General features: G+C 73.6%; 18 protein-coding genes. 6 read left to right on the top strand and 12 right to left on the bottom strand.

Annotated features, from left to right (window positions below; translation table 11 throughout):
• Positions 1 to 7: 7 nt before the first annotated feature.
• Both K7C98_RS10535 and K7C98_RS10530 read right to left on the bottom strand, forming a co-directional pair.
• Positions 8 to 2,122, bottom strand: coding sequence for a hypothetical protein (locus K7C98_RS10535; protein ID WP_224191470.1), 2,115 nt, complete (start codon positions 2,120 to 2,122; stop codon positions 8 to 10).
• Between the two features lie 48 nt (positions 2,123 to 2,170).
• A complete protein-coding gene (locus K7C98_RS10530; protein ID WP_224191469.1) occupies positions 2,171 to 2,728 on the bottom strand; it encodes an alpha-ketoglutarate-dependent dioxygenase AlkB in 558 nt (185 codons plus the stop codon).
• A gap of 98 nt (positions 2,729 to 2,826) precedes the next feature.
• Between K7C98_RS10530 and K7C98_RS10525 the strand changes: the two genes are divergently transcribed.
• The 4 genes from K7C98_RS10525 (at position 2,827) to K7C98_RS10510 (ending at position 5,979) form a co-directional block, all read left to right on the top strand.
• Entirely contained in the window at positions 2,827 to 3,675 is an 849-nt protein-coding gene (locus tag K7C98_RS10525; protein ID WP_224191468.1) for an EamA family transporter, read from the top strand.
• A 32-nt stretch (positions 3,676 to 3,707) separates the two neighbouring features.
• Positions 3,708 to 4,187: a hypothetical protein gene (locus tag K7C98_RS10520; protein ID WP_224191467.1), complete on the top strand. Its 480-nt coding sequence runs from the start codon at positions 3,708 to 3,710 to the stop codon at positions 4,185 to 4,187.
• A 73-nt stretch (positions 4,188 to 4,260) separates the two neighbouring features.
• Positions 4,261 to 5,262 (top strand): cupin-like domain-containing protein, encoded by a 1,002-nt coding sequence (locus tag K7C98_RS10515; protein WP_224191466.1) that lies wholly within the window; start codon positions 4,261 to 4,263, stop codon positions 5,260 to 5,262.
• A gap of 198 nt (positions 5,263 to 5,460) precedes the next feature.
• Entirely contained in the window at positions 5,461 to 5,979 is a 519-nt protein-coding gene (locus K7C98_RS10510; RefSeq protein ID WP_224191465.1) for a Spy/CpxP family protein refolding chaperone, read from the top strand.
• Between the two features lie 395 nt (positions 5,980 to 6,374).
• Here K7C98_RS10510 and K7C98_RS10505 read toward each other — a convergent pair whose 3' ends face one another.
• Positions 6,375 to 8,141, bottom strand: coding sequence for a right-handed parallel beta-helix repeat-containing protein (locus tag K7C98_RS10505; protein WP_224191464.1), 1,767 nt, complete (start codon positions 8,139 to 8,141; stop codon positions 6,375 to 6,377).
• 469 nt (positions 8,142 to 8,610) lie between these two features.
• On the opposite strand from K7C98_RS10505, the gene K7C98_RS10500 reads away from it, so the two are divergent.
• Positions 8,611 to 11,178, top strand: a complete 2,568-nt coding sequence (locus K7C98_RS10500) for a hypothetical protein (RefSeq protein ID WP_224191463.1) — start codon at positions 8,611 to 8,613, stop codon at positions 11,176 to 11,178.
• A 172-nt stretch (positions 11,179 to 11,350) separates the two neighbouring features.
• Here K7C98_RS10500 and K7C98_RS10495 read toward each other — a convergent pair whose 3' ends face one another.
• From K7C98_RS10495 to pcnB, 5 genes are all read right to left on the bottom strand, one after another.
• Positions 11,351 to 11,779, bottom strand: coding sequence for a GNAT family N-acetyltransferase (locus K7C98_RS10495; protein ID WP_224191462.1), 429 nt, complete (start codon positions 11,777 to 11,779; stop codon positions 11,351 to 11,353).
• A gap of 151 nt (positions 11,780 to 11,930) precedes the next feature.
• Complete coding sequence (locus K7C98_RS10490) at positions 11,931 to 12,377, bottom strand: HAD domain-containing protein (protein ID WP_224191461.1); 447 nt, start codon at positions 12,375 to 12,377, stop codon at positions 11,931 to 11,933.
• Between the two features lie 324 nt (positions 12,378 to 12,701).
• The gene (locus K7C98_RS10485) at positions 12,702 to 13,271 is read right to left on the bottom strand and encodes a DUF99 family protein (RefSeq protein WP_224191460.1); all 570 of its coding nucleotides are present in this window, start codon (positions 13,269 to 13,271) and stop codon (positions 12,702 to 12,704) included.
• A 372-nt stretch (positions 13,272 to 13,643) separates the two neighbouring features.
• Positions 13,644 to 14,519, bottom strand: coding sequence for a class I SAM-dependent methyltransferase (locus K7C98_RS10480; protein ID WP_224191459.1), 876 nt, complete (start codon positions 14,517 to 14,519; stop codon positions 13,644 to 13,646).
• Positions 14,516 to 15,868, bottom strand: a complete 1,353-nt coding sequence (gene pcnB, locus K7C98_RS10475) for a polynucleotide adenylyltransferase PcnB (RefSeq protein WP_224191458.1) — start codon at positions 15,866 to 15,868, stop codon at positions 14,516 to 14,518. The genes K7C98_RS10480 and pcnB overlap by 4 nt, the downstream gene beginning before the upstream one ends.
• Positions 15,869 to 16,066: 198 nt before the next feature.
• Between pcnB and K7C98_RS10470 the strand changes: the two genes are divergently transcribed.
• The gene (locus tag K7C98_RS10470) at positions 16,067 to 16,930 is read left to right on the top strand and encodes a hypothetical protein (protein ID WP_224191457.1); all 864 of its coding nucleotides are present in this window, start codon (positions 16,067 to 16,069) and stop codon (positions 16,928 to 16,930) included.
• A 199-nt stretch (positions 16,931 to 17,129) separates the two neighbouring features.
• Here K7C98_RS10470 and K7C98_RS43490 read toward each other — a convergent pair whose 3' ends face one another.
• From K7C98_RS43490 to K7C98_RS10455, 4 genes are all read right to left on the bottom strand, one after another.
• Positions 17,130 to 17,252, bottom strand: coding sequence for a hypothetical protein (locus K7C98_RS43490; RefSeq protein WP_263429392.1), 123 nt, complete (start codon positions 17,250 to 17,252; stop codon positions 17,130 to 17,132).
• A complete protein-coding gene (locus K7C98_RS10465; RefSeq protein ID WP_224191456.1) occupies positions 17,242 to 19,203 on the bottom strand; it encodes a tetratricopeptide repeat protein in 1,962 nt (653 codons plus the stop codon). The genes K7C98_RS43490 and K7C98_RS10465 overlap by 11 nt, the downstream gene beginning before the upstream one ends.
• A gap of 476 nt (positions 19,204 to 19,679) precedes the next feature.
• A complete protein-coding gene (locus tag K7C98_RS10460; RefSeq protein WP_224191455.1) occupies positions 19,680 to 20,396 on the bottom strand; it encodes a hypothetical protein in 717 nt (238 codons plus the stop codon).
• Positions 20,393 to 21,328 (bottom strand): hypothetical protein, encoded by a 936-nt coding sequence (locus K7C98_RS10455; RefSeq protein WP_224191454.1) that lies wholly within the window; start codon positions 21,326 to 21,328, stop codon positions 20,393 to 20,395. The genes K7C98_RS10460 and K7C98_RS10455 overlap by 4 nt, the downstream gene beginning before the upstream one ends.
• Between the last annotated feature and the right edge of the window lie 79 nt (positions 21,329 to 21,407).

Genomic DNA, 21,407 nt, shown 5'->3' with positions numbered 1-21,407 from the left:
ATGTTCTTCAGCGCGGGAGGGCGAGCAGGCGCTCGACGGTGCCGGGGCCGAGCGGGTCGTCCTCCATGGCCGGGCGGCCGCCGGCGGGCGCGTTGAAGACGACGGGGTAGCGGAGGCGGTAGATCTGGTCGTCGAGGCGGCCGGCGGGGATCTCCAGGGCCCAGGCGGCCTCGAGCAGGCATGCCTCGAAGCCGGGCTCGCGGTGGTTGAGGCCGGCGGTGTCGACGCGGGCGAGCATGACTTCGCCCTTGCCGACCTCGACCTCGAACACGACCTTGCCGCCGAGCTGCTGGTCGCGGGTGAGGGCCTTATTAAAGCAGGCGCGGGCGCGCGGGAAGACGCGGATCCCGAGGTAGTTGCGGAAGATCTTCTCGTCGAGGAAGCCGCGCTCGTCGCCGTTGCCGCGGCCGGCCCAGGTGATGCCGAGCCGGGCGACGCGCTGTTGATTGAGGCCGAACCACGGCGGCAGGGCGAAGCCGTCGGCGGCGGCGCGGTCGAGGTCGGACACGCCGAACGAGGCGACGAGCGCGCTGGGCGGCGGCGGCGAGGCGACGGCCCGCAGGGTGCGGCTGGTGCGGACGCCGGCCAGCTTGCCGCGCACGCCGATGCTCGGCGGGGCGCCGGTGTAGCTGCCGCGGACGACGAGGACGTTGCCGGCGACGAGGCCGTCGGGGGCGGGGACGTCGAGGGTGACGCGGCGCGGCAGCTGCAGCTCGAGGTCGGAGAGGACGGCGGGGGCGGCCAGCAGCGCCTCGGTGAGGCCCTCGGGCGGCTCGCCGCCGCTGCGGCGCGCGTGCTGGGCGAGCGACTCGAGGCTGATCCGGGCGCCGAGCGCGGTGGCGATGCCGGCGATCGGGTGCTCGGGGGTGATCCCGCCGCGCAGCATCATCGGCTCGTCGACGATGAACAGCAGCTCGGGGCGGGTGGTCCTGGTGAGGCTGTCCGAAAAGACATGCCCGATCTGCTGCGCGTCGATCCCCGCCGGCAGCATGCCGTCGGTGATGACGACGACGAGCGGGCGACGGGCCCCGCGGGCGGCGATCCGGCGGCCGGCGAGGGCGAGGGCGGCGGCGAGGTCGGTGCCCTGCTCGCGCGCGCCGGCGTCGAGGGCGGCGGCGACGCGGTCGCGGGCGGCGCGGTCGCGGACGCCGGGGAACTCATTGTCGCCGAGCAGCGGCCGGGCGGTGCGGGCGAAGCTGATGGCGTCGAAGGTGAGCGCGGGCGGGAGCTCGTCGAACAGGCCGGTCAGCGCGGCGAAGGCGTCGCGGTGGAGGTCGGGGGCGGTGCTGCGCGAGCGGTCGAGGACGACGACGACGTGGTCGGGCCGCGGCGGCGGGGCGGCACCGAGGCGCAGGTAGGCGCGGAAGCGGCCGCTGCCGGCCTTTTTGCCGGGCGGCGCCGGATCGGGCAAGACCTCGAGGTGGCCGTCGAGGATGCCTCTGTCTTTTGAGACATGTTTATAGGGCCATGAAACAACGGACCTGTCCTCGGGGCGCGATGCGAGGTAGGCGGCGCCGTCGCTGGCGACGTCGTCGAGCCAGAAGCGCGGGGCGGCCTGGACGACGACGCGGCGCTCGGGGGCGAGGGCCCAGCGGTCGTCGCCGCGGCTCGGCAGCTCGAGCTCCCAGCGGTCGGCCCGCAGGCGCGGCGGGACCTTGAGCTGCAGCTCGAGCTGGATGTTCGTCTCGGGGTCGAGGTTGAAGACGACGACCTCGGCGGCCGGGAGGTCGCCGGCGATCGCGGGCGCGAGGGCGCGGGCGAAGGCGGTGCCGGAGGCGCGGTGGCCGGGCTCGGCGGCGACGCCCGCGGGCTTGCCGGGGCTCCAGACGCCGTCACGGGCGACCGCGAGGCCGACGAGCTCGGCGTCGCGGGGCATGGCGAGCGAGAGGACGGCGTCCTGGCGGCGCTTGCTGGCGTTGTGCAGGGCGACGCGCAGGCGCAGGTCGACCTTGTAGCCGTCGACGCCGGCGACGATCGCCTCGTAGGACAGCTCCTGCACCGGGGTGAAGTTGCGCTCGGGGTTGGCCTGCACGTCGATGTGCAGGCTGTCGGCGCGCGCGGTCGCGGCGGCGCCGAGGACGAGGGCCGCAGCGGCGGCGACGATCCGGGGCGTGGCAGGCACGGTGAGTCAGTGTAACGCGAGAGCCCGCGGGCGAGCTCCGGACCGCAGTCACTGGCGGCGGACGACGGTGCGGAAGGTCAGCGACAACCGGCGCCCGCGCGGGCCGCGATCGGGGTCGCTCCTGCGCGCCGGGATGGCGTGGCGCCAGCGGTAGCGCGCGTCGCCGGCGAGGACCAGCAGGCTGCGCGGCGGCAGCCACACGACGGCCCGCGGGCCCGGCTCCGGGGGCGACAGCTCCATCATCGCGCCGCTGCCGAGGCTCAGGGAAGCGACCACCGGGCCGAAGCAGGGGACGCAGTCGATGTGGGCGGAGATCCCCTGGCCGGGTACATACTCGTTGACGATGACCTGGTCCGGAGGACAGGTGAAGACGGATTCACCGCAAAGCCGCGCGGCCAGCTCGGCGGCCCACGCGGGCAAGGGCCCGAGCGGCTCGGCGGCGTCGACCTTGCGGCCGCGGTAGGCGTAGCGGTAGCCGTGGTGCTGGACGCGGCGGCGCAGGCTGTCGTCCCACGGGTGGGCGTCGACGGCGGCGACGATGTCCCGCTCGAGCGCGGCGGAGATCCACTCGGGGACGAGCGTGAGGCCGGGGACCGTCGCGGTCATGCGCCATGCTGCCACGCAGGCGAGCGGTGGGCGGCGTGCAATTGCGCGCGTGGGCCGGCCTTGCACGGCGAGCGGAACTGCGAGATGGCGGCGAGGCCATGCGCTCCCTGCTCGCGGCGACCCTGCTCTGGGCGTTCTCCTTCGGGCTCATCAAGCGCCACCTGAGCGTGCTCGATCCGAACTTCGTCGCGGCCGTGCGGCTCCTGCTGACGCTGCCGCTGTTCCTGCCGCTGCTGCGCGTGCGCGGGCTCGAGCCGGCGATCGTGGCGCGCCTGCTCGTCATCGGCGCGGTGCAGTACGGCCTGATGTACGTCGGCTACATCACCGCGTTCCAGTTCGCGGCGGCGCACGAGGTGGTGCTGTACACGGTGCTGACGCCGCTGTACGTGGCGCTGATCTGCGACGCGCAGGCGCGCCGGTTCGACGTCGTCAACGTCGGGCTGGCGGGGCTGGCGGTGCTCGGGGCGGCGGTGATCCAGCACCGCGAGGGCGCGGGGGTGGCGTGGGTCGGCTTCGTGCTGGTGCAGCTGTCGAGCCTGTGCTTCGCCTGGGGGCAGACGGCGTATCGCCGCCTGCGGCGCGACCGACCGGCGCTGCGCGACCGCGAGGTGATCGCGCTCTTGTACCTCGGCGGGGTCGGGGTGACGGCGATCGCGGCGACGTGGAGCGGCAGCTGGGGCACGCTGGCGGCGCTGACCGGGACGCAGTGGCTGGTGTTCGCGTACCTCGGGCTGCTGGCGACGGGCCTCGGCTTCTATCTGTGGAACCGCGGGGCGGTGCAGGTCGGCGCCGGGGCGCTGGCGGTGGCCAACAACCTCAAGGTGCCGCTCGGGGTCCTCGCGGCGCTGACGATCTTCGGCGAGCAGGCCGATCTGCTGCGCCTGGCGGTCGGCGGCGGATTGATGGTAGTCGCGGCCGCGCTGGCGGCCCGGCGCGGCGAGGCTTGACAGCCGCGGGCCCGCCGGGCGTTCATGAGGTCATGACCGACGCGAAAGGTCGAGGCCTCACGCCGCTGCCGCCGGGCCCGGCGCTGGTGTGCAGGACGGTGATCGCGGTGACGCTCGGAGCCGCGGCCTGCGGCGAGGAGGACAAGACCAGCGCGACGGAGAAGTCGCCGATGCCGGGCCCGATGACGACGGAGGTCGACCCGACGATCGCGCCGATGTTCACCACCGAGGCCCCGACCACCCAGGGGGAGACGACGCTGATCCCGCCGATGGTGCCGCCGACCGGGAGCGAGTCGGGCAGCGATGCGACGACGGTGGTGCCGATGCCTCCGCCGACGTCGACGGCGCCGATGCCGGATCCCACCACGGAGGGCACGACCGGCTCGACGACCGAGGACACCGGCACGACGGCGATCCCGCCGATGCCGCCGCCCGACACGACCGGCGCGACGACCGAGGACGCCGGCACGACGGCGATCCCGCCGATGCCGCCCCCCGACACCAATGGCTGAAGGGACATGTGATGGGGGACATGCCCTGGAGGACAGATGAAGGTTCGGGGTCCATGACCGAAGGGACAGGTTTGTGAGAGCGTCGCGGCGGCGGCGGGGGCCGACGCTGAGCCCGGCGTACCGGGCGTGGCTGGCGGAGAACCTGCTGCGCGGGGCCGACGAGGCGGCGATCCGGGCGGCGCTGGCGGAGCGGGCGGTGCCGGCGGCGGTGATCGACGAGGCGCTGGCGCGGGCGCGCGGGTCGGCGGAGCTGGCGGGGGCGCGGGCGGCGATCCGCGGGCTGCAGCGCGAGGCGCTGGTGGGCCGCCTGCGGCGCACGCTGCGGGCCACGGCGCCGGCGATCGAGCGCCGGACGGCGCCGTCGCCGGGCGAGTTCGTGGCCCGCTACTGGGCGACGGGGACGCCGGTGATCCTGACCGACGTGGTGCCGCGCTGGCCGGCGTTCTCGCGCTGGAGCCCGGCGGACCTGCGCGACCGCTTCGGGGCGGCGGAGATCGAGATGTCGATCGGGCGCGCCGCCGACGACGACCCCGACGTGCGCTTCAAGGAGCACTGCCGGGCGACGACGCTGGGCGAGTACATCGATCGCGTGCTCGCGGCCGGCGAGACGAATGATGTCTATCTGATCGCCAACAATCGCAACCTGGCGCGCCCGCAGCTGCAGGGGCTGCTCGCCGACATCGCGCTGCCGCCGGGCTACTTCGACGAGTCGCGCAGCGCCCGGTGCGGGGCGCTGTGGTTCGGGCCGGCCGGGACGGTGACGTCGCTGCACCACGACACGTCGAACATCCTGTTCTTCCAGGTGGTGGGCCGCAAACGCTTCCGCCTGTACCCGCCCGACGAGCCGCGCCTGCTGGCCGCGGCGCGCGGGGTGTACAGCACGCTCGACCCGGAGCGCGACGAGCTCGCGGGCGCGTTCGGCCTCGACGAGGTGCTGCTGCCGGGTGAGGCGCTGTTCCTGCCGGTCGGCTGGTGGCACCACGTGCGTGCGCTCGACCTCAGCATCAGCGTGGCGTTCAACAACTTCGTGTGGCCCAACCAGTTCGAGTGGTACAAACCCGGCGCGCCAGGGTGAGGCCGCGGCGATTCGCCGCCCGCGCGCGGACCGGGCACTGCGGGCGCGGACGAGCTCGGCGGCGATGCTGCGGCGATCCGCGGCGGCGGCGGTTGACAGCCGCCGGCCCGGACCGAATACTCCGAGGACGCGCGAGGCAGGTCGCCCGCGCGGTCCGGACAGCGCCGGGAGCGAGAGCCCCGGCAGAAAGCGACAATCATGCATCCCTGGTTCTCTGCGTGGCGCGGGTTCGCGCGCCGGGTGGCCGCGTCGCGGCATTTCGGGCACGAGCATGCCCATTGTGGTGGTTTTGGTAGAGGTCGCTGCGGCGACGGAGACGGGAGCGGCGGCGGCGGCGAGCCCGGAGGCGGCCCCGAGAGCTTCTTCTGGGGCGGCGGTCCGTTCGGCGTGCGCCGGCCGCTGCGCTTCCTGGCCTACAAGCTCGGGCTCGACGAGCGTCAGGTCAGCGAACTGGCGGTGATCCTCGACGGCCTCAAGGTCGAGCGCGCCCAGGCCGAACTCGACCTGCGCCGCACCAGCGGCGGCTACGCCGACCTGCTGGCGGCCGACACGTTCGACGAGGCCGCGGCGGCCCAGATCGCCGCGGAACGCACGCGCTCGGCGGAGCGGGTGCAGAAGGCGGTGCAGGTGGCCGTGGGCAAGATCCACGGCCTGCTCGGCGAGGAACAGCGGCGCCGCTTCGTCTACATGCTGCGCACCGGCCTCGTTCGGCTGTGAGTCGCGCGCCGTGACGATTCGCAACGCGGCGGCCTCCGAGGCCGCGCGGTGGGATCTTGCGGAGACCTCGGCGCGGCGAGCGAGGAGCTCGCGGCGCTGCTGTGATTCGTGCTTTCGCCAAAGACGCGCGGGACGTGTGATTCTCGTCGGGCGCAGCGAGCGGGAGCTTGCGGCGTTCGTGTGATTCGTGCGCCGATCGCTAGAAACGAGCGGGACGTGTGATCTCCGCGCTGTGTCGCGAGCAGGAGCTCGCGGTGCTCGTGTGATTCGTGCTCGCCCTCGCGAGGAGGAGCGGGACCTGTGATCTCCGCGCTGCGTCGCGAGCAGGAGCTCGCGGTGCTCGTGTGATTCGTGTGCGTGCCGGTCGCGAGGACGAGCGGGGCGGCGGCTCGTCGTCAGGGCGACTCGAGCGCGCCGAGCGTGCACGGGTCGCCGCGCGGCTCGCCGCGCTGATCGGTCGGCGGGCAGTCGCTGCCGGCCGCGAGCGCGGGGCTGCCGGCGAGCGGCATGATCGTGCGCGTCGGGCCGCCGTTGTCGGCGAGCGCGCCGAGCAGCGGGTCGGCGCGCGAGATGCCCGGGGTGCAGTCCATGTCGTCCTGCACGCCGTTCGGCCACTGGATGTTGTGGTCGCCGCTGCCCGGCGGGCTGGCGAACATCGCCCCCGTGCAATTGAGCGGGGTGTACTGATTCTCGGCGTTGTTGCTGATGATGGTGTTGCGGACCACGAGCGGGGTGACGCGCAGGATGCCCGCGCCGAATTGCGCGTCGTTGCCGGCGATCGTGCAATTGAGGATCGTGCCGGTGGTGTCGTCGCCGATGGTGATGCCGGCCCCGATCCCGCGCATGGTGAAGTCGTCCTGCGGCCAGGTCGAGTTGCCGGTGATGGTGACGTTGGTGAGGTCGGCGACGGCGGGCTGGGCCCCGTGGCCGAGGATCCACACGCCGGCCGAGCTGCGCGCCTTGTTGCCGGAGATCGTCGAATTGGTGAGCGTGACGGCGGTGCCCTGAATGTAGAGCGCGCCGCTGCTCGGTGAGTCGTCGTCGTCGTGGTCGGGGATCTCGTTGTCGGCGAAGGTGCTGCGGTCGATGACGGTGGGCTCGCCCTCGTAGCCGGTGCGAAACAGCGCGGCCCCGAAGGCGCCGCCCCGGTTGCCCTGGACGGTGCTGCCGCAGATCGTCAGCTCGCGGCCGCTGCCGTCCATGACGATCGCGCCGCCGTTGCCGCCGTGGCCGGCCTGCTCGCCCATCATGTCGATGTAGTTGGCGTCGCGCCCGGTGGCCTCGTTGTCGGTGAAGGTGGAATTGACGATCGTGAGCGCGGTGTGCAAGGCCCCGATCGCGCCGCCGTTGGCCGCGCGGTTGTTGTGAAAGGTGCAGCCGACGACGGTGGTGGCGCCGACGCCGATGCCGTAGATCGCGCCGCCGGCGACGTCGGGGCCCCAGGTGGCGGCCTCGTTGTTCTCGAACACGCTGTCGATGGCGGTGACGCTGCCGCCGAGGTGGAAGATGGCACCGCCGCCGCCGTCGACGTCGGTGCCGAGCGGACCCTCGGTGCCGCTGGCCTTGCCGTCGATGAAGCGCAGGCGCTGGACGGTGAGGTGCGGCCCCTGTGACTCGAAGTTGCCGGTGTCCATGTCGAGGATCCGCGTGACGCCGCCGCCCGAGAGGGTGACCTCGTGGTTGCCGTCGATCACGAGGTCGCTGGTGATGGCGATCGCCTGCCCGAGAGTGATGGTGACGGGGCCGCCGCAGGCGAAGGTGACGACGCCGCCGCCGGCGAGCGCGGCGGCCAGCGCCGATTCGTTGCAGCTCCCGGGGGTGCCGTCGCCGACGACGGCGGTCGAGTTCGCGGTGTCGACGAGCTCGACCGGGACCTCGCAGGTGCCCGCGGGCGGAGGCGGCGGCGGATCGCCGGTGTCGGTCGGGTCGCCGGTGGTGGGCTCGCTGGTGCCGGTGGGGCCGGTCGGATCGCCGCCGGTGTCAGACGGATCGGTCGTGGTGCTGTCGCTGCCGGTGGGGGCGCTCGTGGGGCTGCCGGTCGGATCTCCGCCGGTCGGATCACCGGTCGGGTCGGAACCTGTCCCTTCGGTCATGATGGCGCCGCTGTCGCCGCAGGCCGCGAGAGCGGCGAGGAGCGCGGCGCAAACCCTGTGCTGCTGCATGCGGCGAGGGTACCCGCGGGGCGAAGGCCCGGCGCGGGGGAGGGAGACGACAGGTGCGCGGGCGAGCTTCGGGATTCACGAGCGTCGCGCGGAGGTGGTTGATGGCGTCGTGGAGGTCGATGGGGCGCGGAGGGGTCGACGGCGTGGAGGTCGATGCGATCGGCGCGGGACGATGCAGCTGCGTCGATGCGATGAATCGCGGAGCGAGCGATCGATGCGGAGGATGCGATGCGGGTCGGTGCGCGATGAACCGATGTCGCTGGAGCGGAAGGGCTCGAACCGGTGAGTGCGTGCGAAGCAGGTGGTGCGAGGTGAATGCGGTGTCGCGGGGGCCGGCGTGGACGGTGGTGATGGCGCAAACGGACGGTAGACGCGCGCTTGCGTCCGCCGGGGGTGTTGGGGCAAGTTCGCCCTGGAATTGGCTCCCGTGCGCGATCTTGCTCCGTCCTCCGCTGCTCCGCCCGAGCCCGTGCGGGCTCCTCTGCCCGCGACGCTGCTGCTCCGCTCGAAGCGTCCGGTCGCGTCGGCCGTGGCGCGGATCTACGTGCCCTTCGCGGTGATCGCGGGGGCGCTGATCTTCGCGCCGCGCGGGCCGGTGTTCTGGGGGCTGCTGGCGGTCGCGCTGCTGTGGTTCGCGCTGTTCCCGGCGATCGTGCAGGCGCTGCTCGGGCCGCTCGAGCGAGCGGTGCTGGCGGCGACGCCGAGCAGTGCGCCGGGGCTGATCGACGCGATCCGCAGCCGGCGACGGGTGCGGTGGTTGGCGCCGTACGCGTGGACGGCCCTGCAGGAGGGCCGGCTCCACCTGGTGCGCGGAGAGGGTCGAGCGTCGGCGAAGGCGTTGACCGAGGCGGTGCGGCTGGCGGGGACGACAGGACAGCCGCCGGCGGTGGTGGTGTCGGCGCAGGCGCATGCGCTGCTGATCGCCGAGGCGCCGGAGCAGGCGCGTGACCTGCTGCAGTCGCTGGTGAAGCGCGAGGCGGTCGGGCCGTGGGAGCAGCTGCACCTGGCCGCGGCGCAGCTGCTGGCCGGGAAGCCGCGCGCGGAGGAGGTCCGGGCCCAGCTCGACGCGGCCGAGGCGGCGCTCGGGGCGACGCCGCGGGTGCTGGCGACGCGGGCGCTGCTCGAGCAGCGCGCGGGGGCGTCGGAGGTGGCGCTGTCGGCCCTGCGCGGGGCGGAGGCGGGGCTCGAGGCGGGGCCCGACAAGCTGGCGCAGGCGCTGGTCGAGCGGGCGCGGCGGCTGCTGCGGCCGGCGGTGAAGGCGAGCGAGAAGCGGGCGCGCAAGCTCGAGGCGCGGGCGGCCGAGCGCAAGGATGGCGCGAAGGGCATGTCCCTGGAGACAGGGTCGAAGGGGCAGGCGGCGAGCCGCAAGGCCGGCAAGGTCGACGCGAGCAAGGGGACTTCCGCGAAGACGCGCGAGGTCGCAGCGGGCGCGGTCGCGGGTCCGGCAGGCGGGCAGGCGGGCGCGAGCGGGCCGGACACGAGCGTGCCCGCCGGTCCGGCGGGCGAGGGCGGCGTGGTGCTGGCGCTGCCGGTCGGGACGTCCGAGAGCGGCGACGAGCGGCCGGCGGACCGCGAGGAGCAGGGAAAGCCGCGCGGGAAGCGGAACGTCCGCCGCGAGGAGCGGCGAGCGGCCCGACGAACCGCGAAGGCCGAGCGCCGGGCGACGCAACGCGCGAGCAACCCGCCGAGCCGCAGCGTGGCGCGTCCGGCCGCCAAAGCCGAGGCGAAGGGGCGCGAGGAGCGGGTCGAGCAGGCGGTGAAGAGCTCGCCGGCGCGCGCGGAGCAGGCGGGCGCGACGCAAGCGGCGGTCCGGCCGGGGCAGCGCGAGGAGCAGGCCGAGCAAGGGGTGAAGGGTTCGCCGGCTGCCGGGGCGGCTGTCCCCGGGGGCATGGCGGAAAAGACAGCGGCGGCGCCAGGGGCCGAGCGGCTGGCGACGCCCGCGATCAAGCCCGGAGGCGTGGCGGCGGCGCTGCGCGGAGAAGGGGCGTCGGTCGCAGCTGTCCTCGGGGACAGGAGCGCCGAGGCGGGTTCGGCGAGGGGCGAGGAGCTGGCGAGCGCGGGGGCTGTCCGGGAGGACGGGTCGGCGAGCGCGGGGGCTGTCCGGGAGGACGGGTCGGCCAGGGCGGCGGCTGTCCGGGAGGACGGGTCGGCGAAGACGGCGGCTGTCCGAGAGGACAGGTCGACGAGCGGGCCGATTGGAGCCGTTCGGGAGGACAAGTCGGAGAGCGCGGTGGTTTTGGAGGCTGTCCGGGAGGACAGGTCGGTGAGCGCGGAGGCTGTCCGAGAGGACAGGTCGGCGGGCGAGAGCGGTGCGCCTGTCGCTCGCCCGCCCGCTGCGGCTCCGCCCGCGGGGGCGCTGTTCGGGCACCTCGGAGCGTCGTCGGGCCCGCGCGTGGGGGCGCCGGGGTTCGGTGTGGGGCCGTCGCGGCCGGGGACGTCGGGGCCCGTGCCTGCCGCCCCGGGACCGAAGCCGCCCGCGTTCTCGGTGCCGCTGGCAAAGCCGCCCGGGACGGGTGCCGTGACCCCGCCGCCCCCGCTGGTGTCCAGCGGGCCGGCACGCTCGCCTGTCGCCTTCGCGCCGCCCGCGGTGAAGAGTCCCGGCTCGACGCCGACGAGCGCCGCGGTGCCATCCGTGCCGTCGATCGGAGCTCTGCCGACGAGTGCATCGAGAGCGCCGGCGGTGCCGACGCTCGGAGGCCTGCAAGCACCGGGAGTGACGCCTCCCGGCGTGCCCGTGGTGCCCACGGTCGGGGCTCCGGTGGTGGGCGGGCCAGCGGTGCCTGGGATTGGGGCGCCGGTGGTGGGCAGGCCAGCGGTGCCTGGGATCGCGGCGCCGGTCGTCGGGGTGCCTGTGGTCGCGGCGCCGGTCGTCGGGGCCGTGCCGGCTCGCGTGGTCGCGGCGCCGGGTGTGGCGAGGCCCGTGGTCGTGTCCGGGGACGCTCCGCAGGTCGCGCCGTCGGTCGGGTCGGCAGACGATGCCGAGTGGGATTCAGTGCTGGACGCGCTCGACGAGGCGTCCGGACCGAAGCCGATGTGACGAGGTGGCGCGGCAGAGGATGCCGGGTGGGATTCAGGGCCGCGCTCGAGCTCCGCGGCGGAGCTCGAGCGGCTCCGCCGCGGCCGGAGCATCGGGAACCGGCATGTTCGAAAGACCATGTCTGTTTGGACATGGCCATTTTAATAAGAGAGAAAATTAATAGATAGGTCGGTCAGGGGCGGGGCAGGCTGAAGATCACCTCGCCGCTGCGGGAGCGGCCGACGTCGGTCCAGCCGGCGGCGCGGTAGAAGCGGTCGGCGCGGGTGCCGACGGCGGTGGTGAGCCGGATGGCGTCGAGCTCGGGGTGGGACCACAACCAGGCGACCGCGCGGTCCAGCAGCTCGCGGCCGATGCCGCGGCGCTCGTGCGCGGGGTCGATGAAGAGGGCCCAGATCGACTTGTGCTGCGGGTGGGCCGAGGAGAAGCCGAGGATGACGCCGCCCTCTTCGCACACCCACGACCTCCCGGGGCCGGCGATGTGCTCCTCGTAGTCGGGGACGGTCACGAGGCCGGGGTTCGAGAGGACGTTCTCGCGGACGGCCGCGCGGATCACCTGCAGGCGGGGGATGTCGGCCAGCCCGGCTTCGCGGTACTTCAGCATGTCGCGGAGGTTATACCTTGGCGCGCCACTTCACCGTGAGCCGCGCAGCGCCAGCGAGTGGGTTCGCGGTCGGCGAGTCGGCGAAGGTCTCGAGCAGCGAAGACCGCTCGCGCGGCCGGCGGGGCGACTGGAACGGCGCAGCGCCGCGCGCTCAGTCGGCGAGCTGTTCGAGCACCTGCGGCAGCTCGCGGGTGGTGAGTCCGTTGACGCGGCAGGTCTTGACCAGGCGGCCGGGCAGCTCGGGCATGTCGAACTGGTCGTCGATGGCGACGTAGCGGGTCGGCGGTTCGGTCTGGGCGTCCAGCCAGGCGCGGATCTCCCGACCGCGGCGCGGGCCGTCGACGTCGGGCGTGATGCCGACGACCTGGGCCTCGCAGCCGGCGGCGGCGAAGCTGGCGCGCAGCTCGGAGAGCGGCACCGTCAAGCGCCACGACGATGAGACCACCACGACCGCGCCCGTGGCCCGCACGATCTGGTTGAGGACCGCGACGTTGTCAGGATCGAGCCACGCGACGACGCCGCTCCGCTGCGGCTCGGCGCGCGTGCCGAGGTTGTTCATGACGCCGTCGATGTCGAGGAAGATGACCTTGGGCGGCACGATCCCAAGCCTAGCACCGCGGCGCGCCAGGCTGCGAGGGGCACAGATCCGCGCAATCAACTTCTCGGACATGTCGTCAAGGTCAGGCCGCACGTTCGTCTCGGGCACTCGCCGAGTTGTCCCCTCGTGCTTGCGGTGGCGCTCGCAGAACGTGGACCTGCAACGACTCGGGCGGGCTCCGACCTGCGATCGCAACACACCCGAATTTTTTGGCGACGGTTGGACGCGACGGTTTGGAATTTCTCGGCGCCGTCCTGTCGCCCCCGCAGGGGGATGGAGTGAAATATTTGCACCTGTCTTTTCAGACAGGCCCGCAAGCGGCGTTCAGGCGCGGCCCTTGCTGTAGCCGCGCCCGAAAGCGCCGGCGATCAGGTGCGCCAGCCGCAACGCCTCGGGCAAGGCCCCGTGCACACGACCGCGCTCGAGCAGAACGGCGGCCTCGGCGGCGCTGAGACCCTTGCGCTGGACCCATACGCCGGCGAGCGGCTCCATCGCGCCGGCCCGCTCGATAAGTGACCACTTGCGGGCGCCGCCCCGGAGACGTGCGAGGGCAGCGCGGATCTTCGCGAGGTCGGGCGGTCGCCGAGCGACGACCAGGATCGGACGAGCGATCGCCTCGTGCAGCTCGTCGAGGTCGACGACGTTGAAGCCGGCCAGGGCGATTCCCTGCAACACCACGGCCTGTACGGCGTCCGCGAACGGCGAGCCCAACAACATGCCGGCGATCCGCCGCGCGGCGTCGGCACCGTCGCGGCGGACCTTGCCGCGCAGGACGCCGTCGAGCCGACCCGCCGTGCAGATCGTGCCGATGATGGCGACGTCGCCCCGGTGCTCGCGCAAAAACGGAGCGTCGTCGACGCCGAGGAGGTTCGAGAGGCGACGCGGCCGAGACATGCGAGGCCCCGAGTATCGCGAGAAGGGCGACCCGACGCGAGGCAGGGCGAGGGGGCGGCGGCGGTGGCGAAGGGAACCCGACGAGAGGTCGACTGGCGAGGTCGCGGTGGCGAGGAACGCTGACGAGAGGCAGGTCGGCGGAGGCGGTGGTCACGAAGGGAACCGACGAGGGGGAGGTCGACCGGCGAGGCAGCGGTAAGCGAGGACGCCGACAAGACGGCGGCGAGGGGAGCTCACGGGAGGCGGTCGCGAGCCGACGGAGGCGGGTCGAGTGGCGACAGCGGTCGCAAGAGGAGCCGACGGGAGGCGGGTTGACAGGCTCGGGCGGTGGGGCGCGGCGCCCGGGCGACGATCTATAAAAGAAAAGGTGCTTCAGGACATGTCTTTCAAAACATGTCCGTCGGGCTTGGTGCACAGGCCGCACTGGGAGTCGATGCCGGTGGCCAGGCGGGTGCCGCGGAAGTTGCCGCCGAGGCTGTCGAGCGCGAGGCCGGCGGCGGCGACGAGGTGGCGCAGCTCCTCGGGGAAGATCTGGCGGTGGGCGAGGTGGACGACCTGCAGCGGCTCGGGCGGCGGTTTGAAGGCCCGCGGGCGCCTCGGGGCCTCGTCGTAGAAGATCCGGACGTGGCACACCTGGGTGTGCGGGTCGTAGGTGTGATTGGTCGAGTAGACCATCGCCGCGCCGGTGCGCGGGTGGGTGAAGTGGGTGACGCTGTGGCGCTCGTCCGGGTCCCAGGTCAGCCACTCGAGGTCGGGCAGGAGGACGTCGAAGGCGAACCGGCCGCCGGGGACGAGCACGCGCGCGGCCTCGCGGAAGCAGCGCAGCAGGTCGGCCCACGAGTAGAGGTGCATGAGCACGTTGAAGGGGGCGAACACCAGGTCGGCCGAGGCGTCTGGCAGCGGCAGCGCCATGATGTCCCCGAGGACAGGTTCGAGGCGGGCGGCGACGTCGCCGGCGAGACCGCCGGCCTTGCGCCGCAGGTGGTCGAGCATGGTCGGCATGCGGTCGACGGCGACGACGCTGTGGCCGTCGTGACACAGCGGCAGGCTGATCCGCCCGGTCCCGGCGCCGAGCTCGACGATCCGCTGGCGCGGGCCGCGGTCGCGCGCGAGGCCGCGGTACCAGGCGACGTCGTGGCGGTGGTCGCGGTACTCGAAGTCGTACAGCTCGGGGTCTTCGTAGTGCTCGCTGGTGCCCAGTCGCAGCAGGGCCTCCGGGTCGAGCGGGCCCCTGCCCCGGCGCGTCACGGGGTCCCCGGCTCGGGGGAGTGACGGCGGCCGTCGGCCCCGCCGCCGTGCCGGGTCCGCCGCCGCCGCTTGCGCCGCGGGCCGCCGTCGAATTCGTCGCCGGACTCGATGCGCAGCGGCTGGGTGACGGCGGCGAGGCGCTGCCAGTGCCCGAGCTCGCTGCCGTCGCCGCCGCGCGCCTTGACGGTGAGGCCGAGGAACACGAGGGCGTCGTGGAAGTACTGCCGCTGGACCAGCGAGGGCCGCCGCTTCTTGCGCGTGAGCGACTCGACCATGCGCCGGTGGGCCATCAAGATCTGGCGCGCGAGCTCGCGGTCGCGGCGGGCCACGCCGAGGCTGACGCACACGGGGCCCATGAGGTCGTCGATCAGCCGGTCGAGGCCCTGGCGGCTGGCGGTCATCCACTGCTCGTCGAGCAGCGGGGCGAACAGCACGGCCAAAAGGACGCCGTTGCTGGCGACCTGGCTGGTGGCGCTGGTGTACTCGTCGAGCGCCTCGAGCAGGTTCCACATCACCCGCGAGGGCTCGCCCGGGCGGGTCTTGCTGGCCGGGCCCGACAGGCCGCCGGGGCTCAGCTTGCGGTAGAGGTCGACGTAGCTCGGCATGAGCTCGGTCATCAGCCGCGACTCGAGCAACAGCTCGAAGCTGCGCCGCGCCGCGCCGCCGCGCAGGAGCTTGTAGATCTCCTCGAGCACGCGGGCGCGCGAGCACTTGCCGATGTGACCGACGGTGTCGAGCAAGGCCCGCCAGGTGGCCTCCTCGATGGTGAAGTCGAGCCGCGCGGCGAACTTGACCGCCCGCAGCATGCGCACCGGGTCCTCCTGGAAGCGCAGCAGCGGGTCGCCGATCGTGCGGATGACGCCGCGCTCGAGGTCGGCCAGACCCTCGACGAAGTCGACGATCGCGTCGGCGTCGGTGTCGTAAAAGAGCCCGTTGATGGTGAAGTCGCGCCGCCGCGCGTCGTCCTCGACGGTGCCCCACTCGTTGTCGTGGGTGATGAGCGGGTCGTCTTCGGCCGTGATCGGGGTGGTGCGGAAGGTGCTCGTCTCGATGATCTTCGGGCCGAAGAACACGTGCGCGAGCTTGAAGCGGCGACCGATGATGCGGCAGTTGCGAAACGCCTTGCGGATGGTCTCCGGGGTGGCGCTGGTGGCCACGTCGAAGTCCTTCGGCCGCCGCTTGAGGAACAGGTCGCGGACGCATCCGCCCACCAGATAGGCCTCGTGGCCCCCGGCCACCAGCTTGCGGACGACCTTGAGCGCGTCCGGGTCGACATCGCGGATGGAGATGGCCCCCTGAAGGCGCGGCGGCGTCGGGACGGTGGGGCTGCTTGCCTTCGCTTCGGGCATCGCGTGCTGCTGCGCCCCTCTACCACACGGGGGCCCCGAATGGTGGAAAGGCGATGGTGCGCGGTTTCGCTCATGGCTCGGGGGCCGACAGGGGCGGTTCCGGCCGGAAATCGTGCGCTTGATCTGAACCAGATCAAGCGCTGCATTGACCCCACTGCTCGCCAGGCGCACTTTACTGAACAGGCGAGCAAGCTGACCATGAGTTCCGGATTCACCACCCTGCAAGTCCTGTCGTCCTGCACCGGCCTGCACGTGATCCTCGGCAGCCGCGCCGGCGCCCCGGTGCCCTCGGCCAACCCGGAACTGGCCCTGGCCGGCCTGCTCGGCGAGTTCGAGGCGCGGGGCGAGCGCGTCACGGTGGTGACCCTGCGCCTGGCCCGGCGTGAGGACTCGACCTGGGCCGAGCCGGCCCTCCGCTGGCTGACGGCCCACGGCCGCCGCGTGATCGTCCGCAGCCCGGCCACCCTGGCCCGCTCGCTGGTCCTGCGGGCCAAGGACTGCGGGGCGTCGGTGGCGTTCGAGATCGCGCACCAGAAGGTGGAGATCCAGCGCGCGCTCCTCGGCGCCGAGGCGGACGCTGCGCCGGCTCTGTTGCTCCAGGCGCAGTACCTGCGGCGGCTGGGCGTGCCGGTCTCGGTGCACCTGGGGCCGCTGCTGGCGGGCCTGCACGACCGGCCGTTCGGGCCCGACTTCGAGCCGCTGCTCCGCCACATCTCCGCGGCCGAGCTGCACGACCTCCACTTCGTGCCCGGGCGGCTGACGCCGGCGCGGATCCAGGCGCTGGCCGGGGTCCTCGACGCCGACACGATGACCTCGGTGCTGCGCCGCTACGGCGTGCCGCCGGCCGCGAAGAGCCGCGACGCGGCCCCCACGAGCACCGGCTGGCGCCTGACGGCGCAGGCGACCGGTGCCCTGGTCGAGGGCCTCAAGGGGCTGGCCGAGCGCCACGGGATGCGTCTCGACGCGTGCGGCTGCGCGGCTCACTGCCACCGCGACGAGCAGCGCCGCGAGCCGATCCCCGTGCAGGGCCCGGGCCTGTTCGCGGCCCACGGCTGGCACTGACGGAGAGCGAGCTCAGCTCGTAGCGATGACGGGACCCGTGGGCCTTCGCACTGAGCGCGCGCGGCGGGTGGCGACGCCGAGGCGGCGCGTCGACCGGGCCGCGCAGCTCGCGGCCCCATTTTAAATGACTCGACGCTCGGGGGTCGCGGGAGGGCGACCTGTCCCGAGCGCCAGGTGCTCGAGCGGATGTCGGTGCGGCTCAGGTGGCGCTGTCGGTCTCGTCCGACTTGTCGAACTGCTCGACGGTCTGAAGACAGGCCATGCTGCCGGCGGCGATCATGAGGGCCGTGAGGAGCAGGAAGGTGAAGAACTTACGGCTCATGGGCGAGGACTCCGACAGGGTCGGCTGAGAGTATCATGGAAGGTTCGAACAGCCGCAAGGCATCGCGGTGCCGCGCGACAAGCGCGGTCCGATCGTCGGGATGGGCGGCGAGCCAGGCGGTTTTCTCCTGCAGGAGGAGTCGGGTCGCGTCGGTCGGACGTCCGAGGTCGAGGAGCAGGTCGATGTTGGCGAGCAGGGCTTCGGGCCGCTCGGGGGCGAGGTCGAGGGAGCGGCGATAGTGGACCTGGGCCTGCTCCGGGTCGCCGAGGCGGTGGAAGATCCGCCCGGCGGTGGCGTGCAGCTCGGGGCTGTACGGGTAGCTGGCGAGGCCCTCGGCGAGGTGGCGGCGGGCCAGGTCCGTGCGCGTCGTCTCGGGCGTGGCCGGGAGGTCGAGGCTCACCTCGGCGAGGCCGGCGAAGATCCCGGCGTTGCGATCGGGGCTGACGGCGAGGGCGGTCCGGTAGCGGCGCTCGGCGGCGGGCCAGTCCTCGCGGGCGGCGGCGAGGCGGGCGAAGCACAGCTGCGGCAGCTCGTAGCGCGGGTCGTGGCGCTCGGCGTTGCGGCAGTGGGCCTCGGCGCGGGCGAACGCGAGGGCCTTGTCCTCCCGCGGCGCGTCGGCCGGGACGTTGCGGACCACGAGCTCGCCGAGCGCGGCGTGGGCCCGCGCCGAGTCGGGGGCCCGCTCGCGGGCGACGCCCCACAGGTGCGAGTTGTCGCGGTAGACCGCGGCCGCGGCCACGCGCACCGAGCCCTGGACGACGACGACGGCGGCCAGCGGGGCGACGCGGGCGACGAGCCACATGTCCTCGGGGACATGTCGAGAGAGCCGGCGACCGGCGGCCAGCAGGAGCGCGACCAGGCCGAGGCAGACGGGGACGCTCGGCAGGTACATGAAGCGGTCGGCCCGCATGTTGGGCATCGGGAACAGGTTGCTGGTCGGCAGCGCGAGGGCGAAGGCGCCGAGGATCGCCAGGGCGACGAGCGGGCGCCGGCGGGCGCAGGCGAGGCCGTAGCCGGCGAGCGCGAGCAGGGCGGCGCCGGCGAGCAGGGTGGCCGGGTCGGTGAAGGCGGCGCCGTGGTCGGTGTACTCGGGCGAGAGGCCCCAGGGGACCAGCATCTGCTGCAGGTAGCTCAGGTGGATCGGCAGGGAGGCGGCGAGGACCGGGCCGAGGCCGACGCGGTGGCTGTAGACGCGCAGGTTGTCGGCGCCGTAGGGGTCGAGGGCGCCGTAGAGGGCGACAGTGTAGACGAGGACGGCCGCGACGCCGAGGGCGAGCGCGAGGGCGCCGCGGGCGAGGCGGGCGGCCGGCGGGCGCGGGCGCCACGGCGAGAGGCCCTCGGCGAGCAGCCACAGCGCCGGGATCGCGCCGGCGCTGAGCTTCATGGCACATGCCCCGAGGGACAGGAGCGCGGCGCCGAGCCAGCGGCCGCGCGAGGCGGCGAGGGCGGCGGCCAGGCCGAGCAGGGCGGCCAGCAGGTCCTCGCGGTACGAGACGACGGCGACCGCCTCGGCGTGGAGGGCCAGCAGGCCGAACAGCGCGGCTGTCCCGAGAGCCAGGTCGAGAGGGGCCCCGAGGACGCGCAGCCACCGGGCGAGGACGGCGCACACGCCCAGGTGCAGGGCGATCGAGAGGGCGTGGTGCAGCGGGGAGGACAGGCCCAGCAGCTGGTAGGTCAGCAGGTCGAACACGACGAGGCCCGGGCGGAAGGCGTCGGGCACGTGGCGGGCCAGCGCCTCGGGCGAGAACAGCAGCGCGAGGTCGCCCGGGGCGCGCAAGAAGCCGTTGGCGACCAGAGTCCAGCCGTCGTCGTAGACGAACTGGAACCCGAGCAGCGGCAGGTGGACGAGGGCGATCAGCGCGAGCACGCCGAGCAGGGCGAGGCGCGGCGACAGGCCGCCGAGGACGTCGGGCGCGGCTGGCGTGGGGCGGAGCGGCAGCTCGTGGGACATGTCTGAAGGGGCAGGCGAGGGCGCGGGCCCGGGCGGAGCGTCGGGGCTCCGGAGACCGGACGGCTCGGAGGACATGTCCGAGAGAACGTCCGTGCCGGACGCGGGCGGGACGGGCGCGAGCAAGCCGCTGTCCCGTGGGTCGGGCGGCTCAGAGGACATGTCCGAAGGGGCAGCCGTGCCCGACCCGGACGGCGGTGCGTGCGGGTTGCGGAGGTTGGATGGCTCGGAGGACATGTCCGAGAGAACGTCCGTGCCGGACGCGGGCGGGGCGGGTCCGAGCGGAGCGTCGGGGTTCCGGAGGCCGGATGACGCGGAGGACATGCCCGAAGGTGCATCCGTGCCGGTGCCCCGGGGGCCGGATGGCTCGGAGGACATGTCCGAGGAGACACCCTTGCCGGGCGCGAGCGGGCTGGCGGGGCCGGGCGGTGCGCGCATGTCCCGGAGGCCAGGTGGCTCGGAGGACATGGCCGCGGGGGCTAGCGTCCGGGTGCCTCGGGCGCGGGGCCCTCGGGAGCGGGCGCGGCCGCGGGGGCCTCGGCGGGGGCGAGGGCCGGGCCGGGATTGAGGCCGGGGCCGGCGGGCTGGGGCTCGCTCGGCTCGGCGTACGGGTCGGCCGGCTTGTGGTCGGGGTGGAACTCCTCGCAGCGGCCGCGCGGGGCGGTGTCGCGGCGGCGCTTGGGCGCGAGCGGGCCGCAGCGCGACCAGTCGACGCTGTAGGCGATCAGGGCCATCGCGGCGAAGGCGACGGCGGTGAAGCCGAGGCCCCAGCTGGCCTTGCTGAGGCGGTTGCCGTTGTCGACGGTGCGGTTGTACTCGTCGTAGTCGAAGCCGTTCTCGAAGTAGTTGTCGTCGAGCTTGCGGCGCAGGCCGTACGACGCGGCGCTGGTGGCGATCGCGGCGCCGCCGGCGAGCGCGGCGACGGTGACGCCGAGGTAGAACAGCACCGGCGTGACCGGGCGACGGCGGCGGGTCGACTGGTCGCGCACCGGCGGGGCCGGGTCCTGCGCGGCGTAGAGCGTGCGGATCTCGAAGTTCGAGCGCGTGCCGAGGTTGCCGATCGAGGCCAGCCGGCGGTCGGGCTGCGGCAGGTCGGCCGTGGTGGTGGCGCAGGCGGTGGTGAGCGCCAGCGCGGCGACCAGGATGCGGCGGGGGACGTGGTGGCCCGTGGGGCCGTGGAGCGGTCGGTGGGTCATCCGCTGGTTCCCGTTCCGGTTTCGCTGTCGGTGGTGGTGGCGTCGGTGTCGCTGCCGGTCGAGAGGTCCTCGGGGATGCAGATCCCGAGCGTCTCGTCGCACACCTGGCCGTCTTCGCAGAGCGTTGCGTCCTCGCCGAGGCAGGTCGGCAGGCAGATGTTGATGCCCGGCACGCAGATCTCGCCCTCGCCGCACGGCATCTCGGCGGCCGGGTCGCAGGTCGGCAGGCAGACCGAGAAGTCGCTGCCGGGAGGGGCGAAGCACGTCGAGCCGTCGGCGCAGGCGGTGGCCTCGGGGTTGGCGCAGTCGGGCAGGCACATCGCGCCCCCGCAGTACATTCCGGGCGCGCAGGGGCGGGCGTCGTCGGCGTCGCAGCGGATCCCGCACACGCCGGTGCCGAGCAGATCTTCGACCTTGAACTGGCCGGTCTGGCCCTGGCCCTGGCTCTGGCCGCTGCCGCCGCTGCCGCCGCCGAACAGCTTCTTGATCGGGTCGAGCTCGATCTCGTCGCCGAACAGGACGCAGTGCTGCGGCTGGGAGCAGGTCGCGTCGGGGTCGGGGAAGCGCTCGTCGTCCTGGCCGCAGGCGGTCGCGCAGGTGCCGTTGAAGCACAGGCTGTAGCCCTTGCCGGCCGGGCAGGCGGTCGCCGTCAGCTCGCAGGGGTACTCGCACAGGCCGTCGAGGCACGTCTGGCGGGCCTCGTAGAACTTGCTCTTGTCGGCCTCGGGCACGTCGTCGCACTTCTCGGCGAGCTGCAGGCCGGCGGCGTCGGCCTCGGGGATCGCCACGAGATCGCCGCGGCACGTCAGCACCCGGCAGTCCGAGTCCGCCTTGCAGGTGTAGCGGAACGACGGCGGGACGTTGGGGCTGAGGAAGCAACCGCCGAGGGCGCCGAGAGCGAACGCGAGGGCGAGGAGCGGACGAAGCGACATCGACAAGGCGCTCATATCACAGTGGATGCTGCGCGATCAGCGCGCGGCGGGCCGAGAGCAGCGAGCGAGCGCGTCGGCA

Source organism: Nannocystis pusilla, from assembly GCF_020073745.1.
Lineage (GTDB): Bacteria > Myxococcota_A > Polyangia > Nannocystales > Nannocystaceae > Nannocystis > Nannocystis radixulma.
The sequence above is the reverse complement of the archived record's forward strand: the minus strand, read 5'-3'. Positions and strand labels throughout refer to the sequence as shown.

Bases quoted from the DNA above. Each gene is read 5' to 3' on its own strand.
- K7C98_RS10530 (WP_224191469.1), bottom strand. From the start codon at position 2,728: ATGACCGCGACGGTCCCCGGCCTCACGCTCGTCCCCGAGTGGATCTCC.
- K7C98_RS10525 (WP_224191468.1), top strand. From the start codon at position 2,827: ATGCGCTCCCTGCTCGCGGCGACCCTGCTCTGGGCGTTCTCCTTCGGG.
- K7C98_RS10520 (WP_224191467.1), top strand. From the start codon at position 3,708: ATGACCGACGCGAAAGGTCGAGGCCTCACGCCGCTGCCGCCGGGCCCG.
- K7C98_RS10510 (WP_224191465.1), top strand. From the start codon at position 5,461: ATGCATCCCTGGTTCTCTGCGTGGCGCGGGTTCGCGCGCCGGGTGGCC.
- K7C98_RS10505 (WP_224191464.1), bottom strand. From the start codon at position 8,141: ATGCAGCAGCACAGGGTTTGCGCCGCGCTCCTCGCCGCTCTCGCGGCC.
- K7C98_RS10495 (WP_224191462.1), bottom strand. From the start codon at position 11,779: ATGCTGAAGTACCGCGAAGCCGGGCTGGCCGACATCCCCCGCCTGCAG.
- K7C98_RS10485 (WP_224191460.1), bottom strand. From the start codon at position 13,271: ATGTCTCGGCCGCGTCGCCTCTCGAACCTCCTCGGCGTCGACGACGCT.
- pcnB (WP_224191458.1), bottom strand. From the start codon at position 15,868: ATGCCCGAAGCGAAGGCAAGCAGCCCCACCGTCCCGACGCCGCCGCGC.
- K7C98_RS10470 (WP_224191457.1), top strand. From the start codon at position 16,067: ATGAGTTCCGGATTCACCACCCTGCAAGTCCTGTCGTCCTGCACCGGC.
- K7C98_RS43490 (WP_263429392.1), bottom strand. From the start codon at position 17,252: ATGAGCCGTAAGTTCTTCACCTTCCTGCTCCTCACGGCCCTCATGATC.
- K7C98_RS10465 (WP_224191456.1), bottom strand. From the start codon at position 19,203: ATGTCCCACGAGCTGCCGCTCCGCCCCACGCCAGCCGCGCCCGACGTC.
- K7C98_RS10460 (WP_224191455.1), bottom strand. From the start codon at position 20,396: ATGACCCACCGACCGCTCCACGGCCCCACGGGCCACCACGTCCCCCGC.
- K7C98_RS10455 (WP_224191454.1), bottom strand. From the start codon at position 21,328: ATGTCGCTTCGTCCGCTCCTCGCCCTCGCGTTCGCTCTCGGCGCCCTC.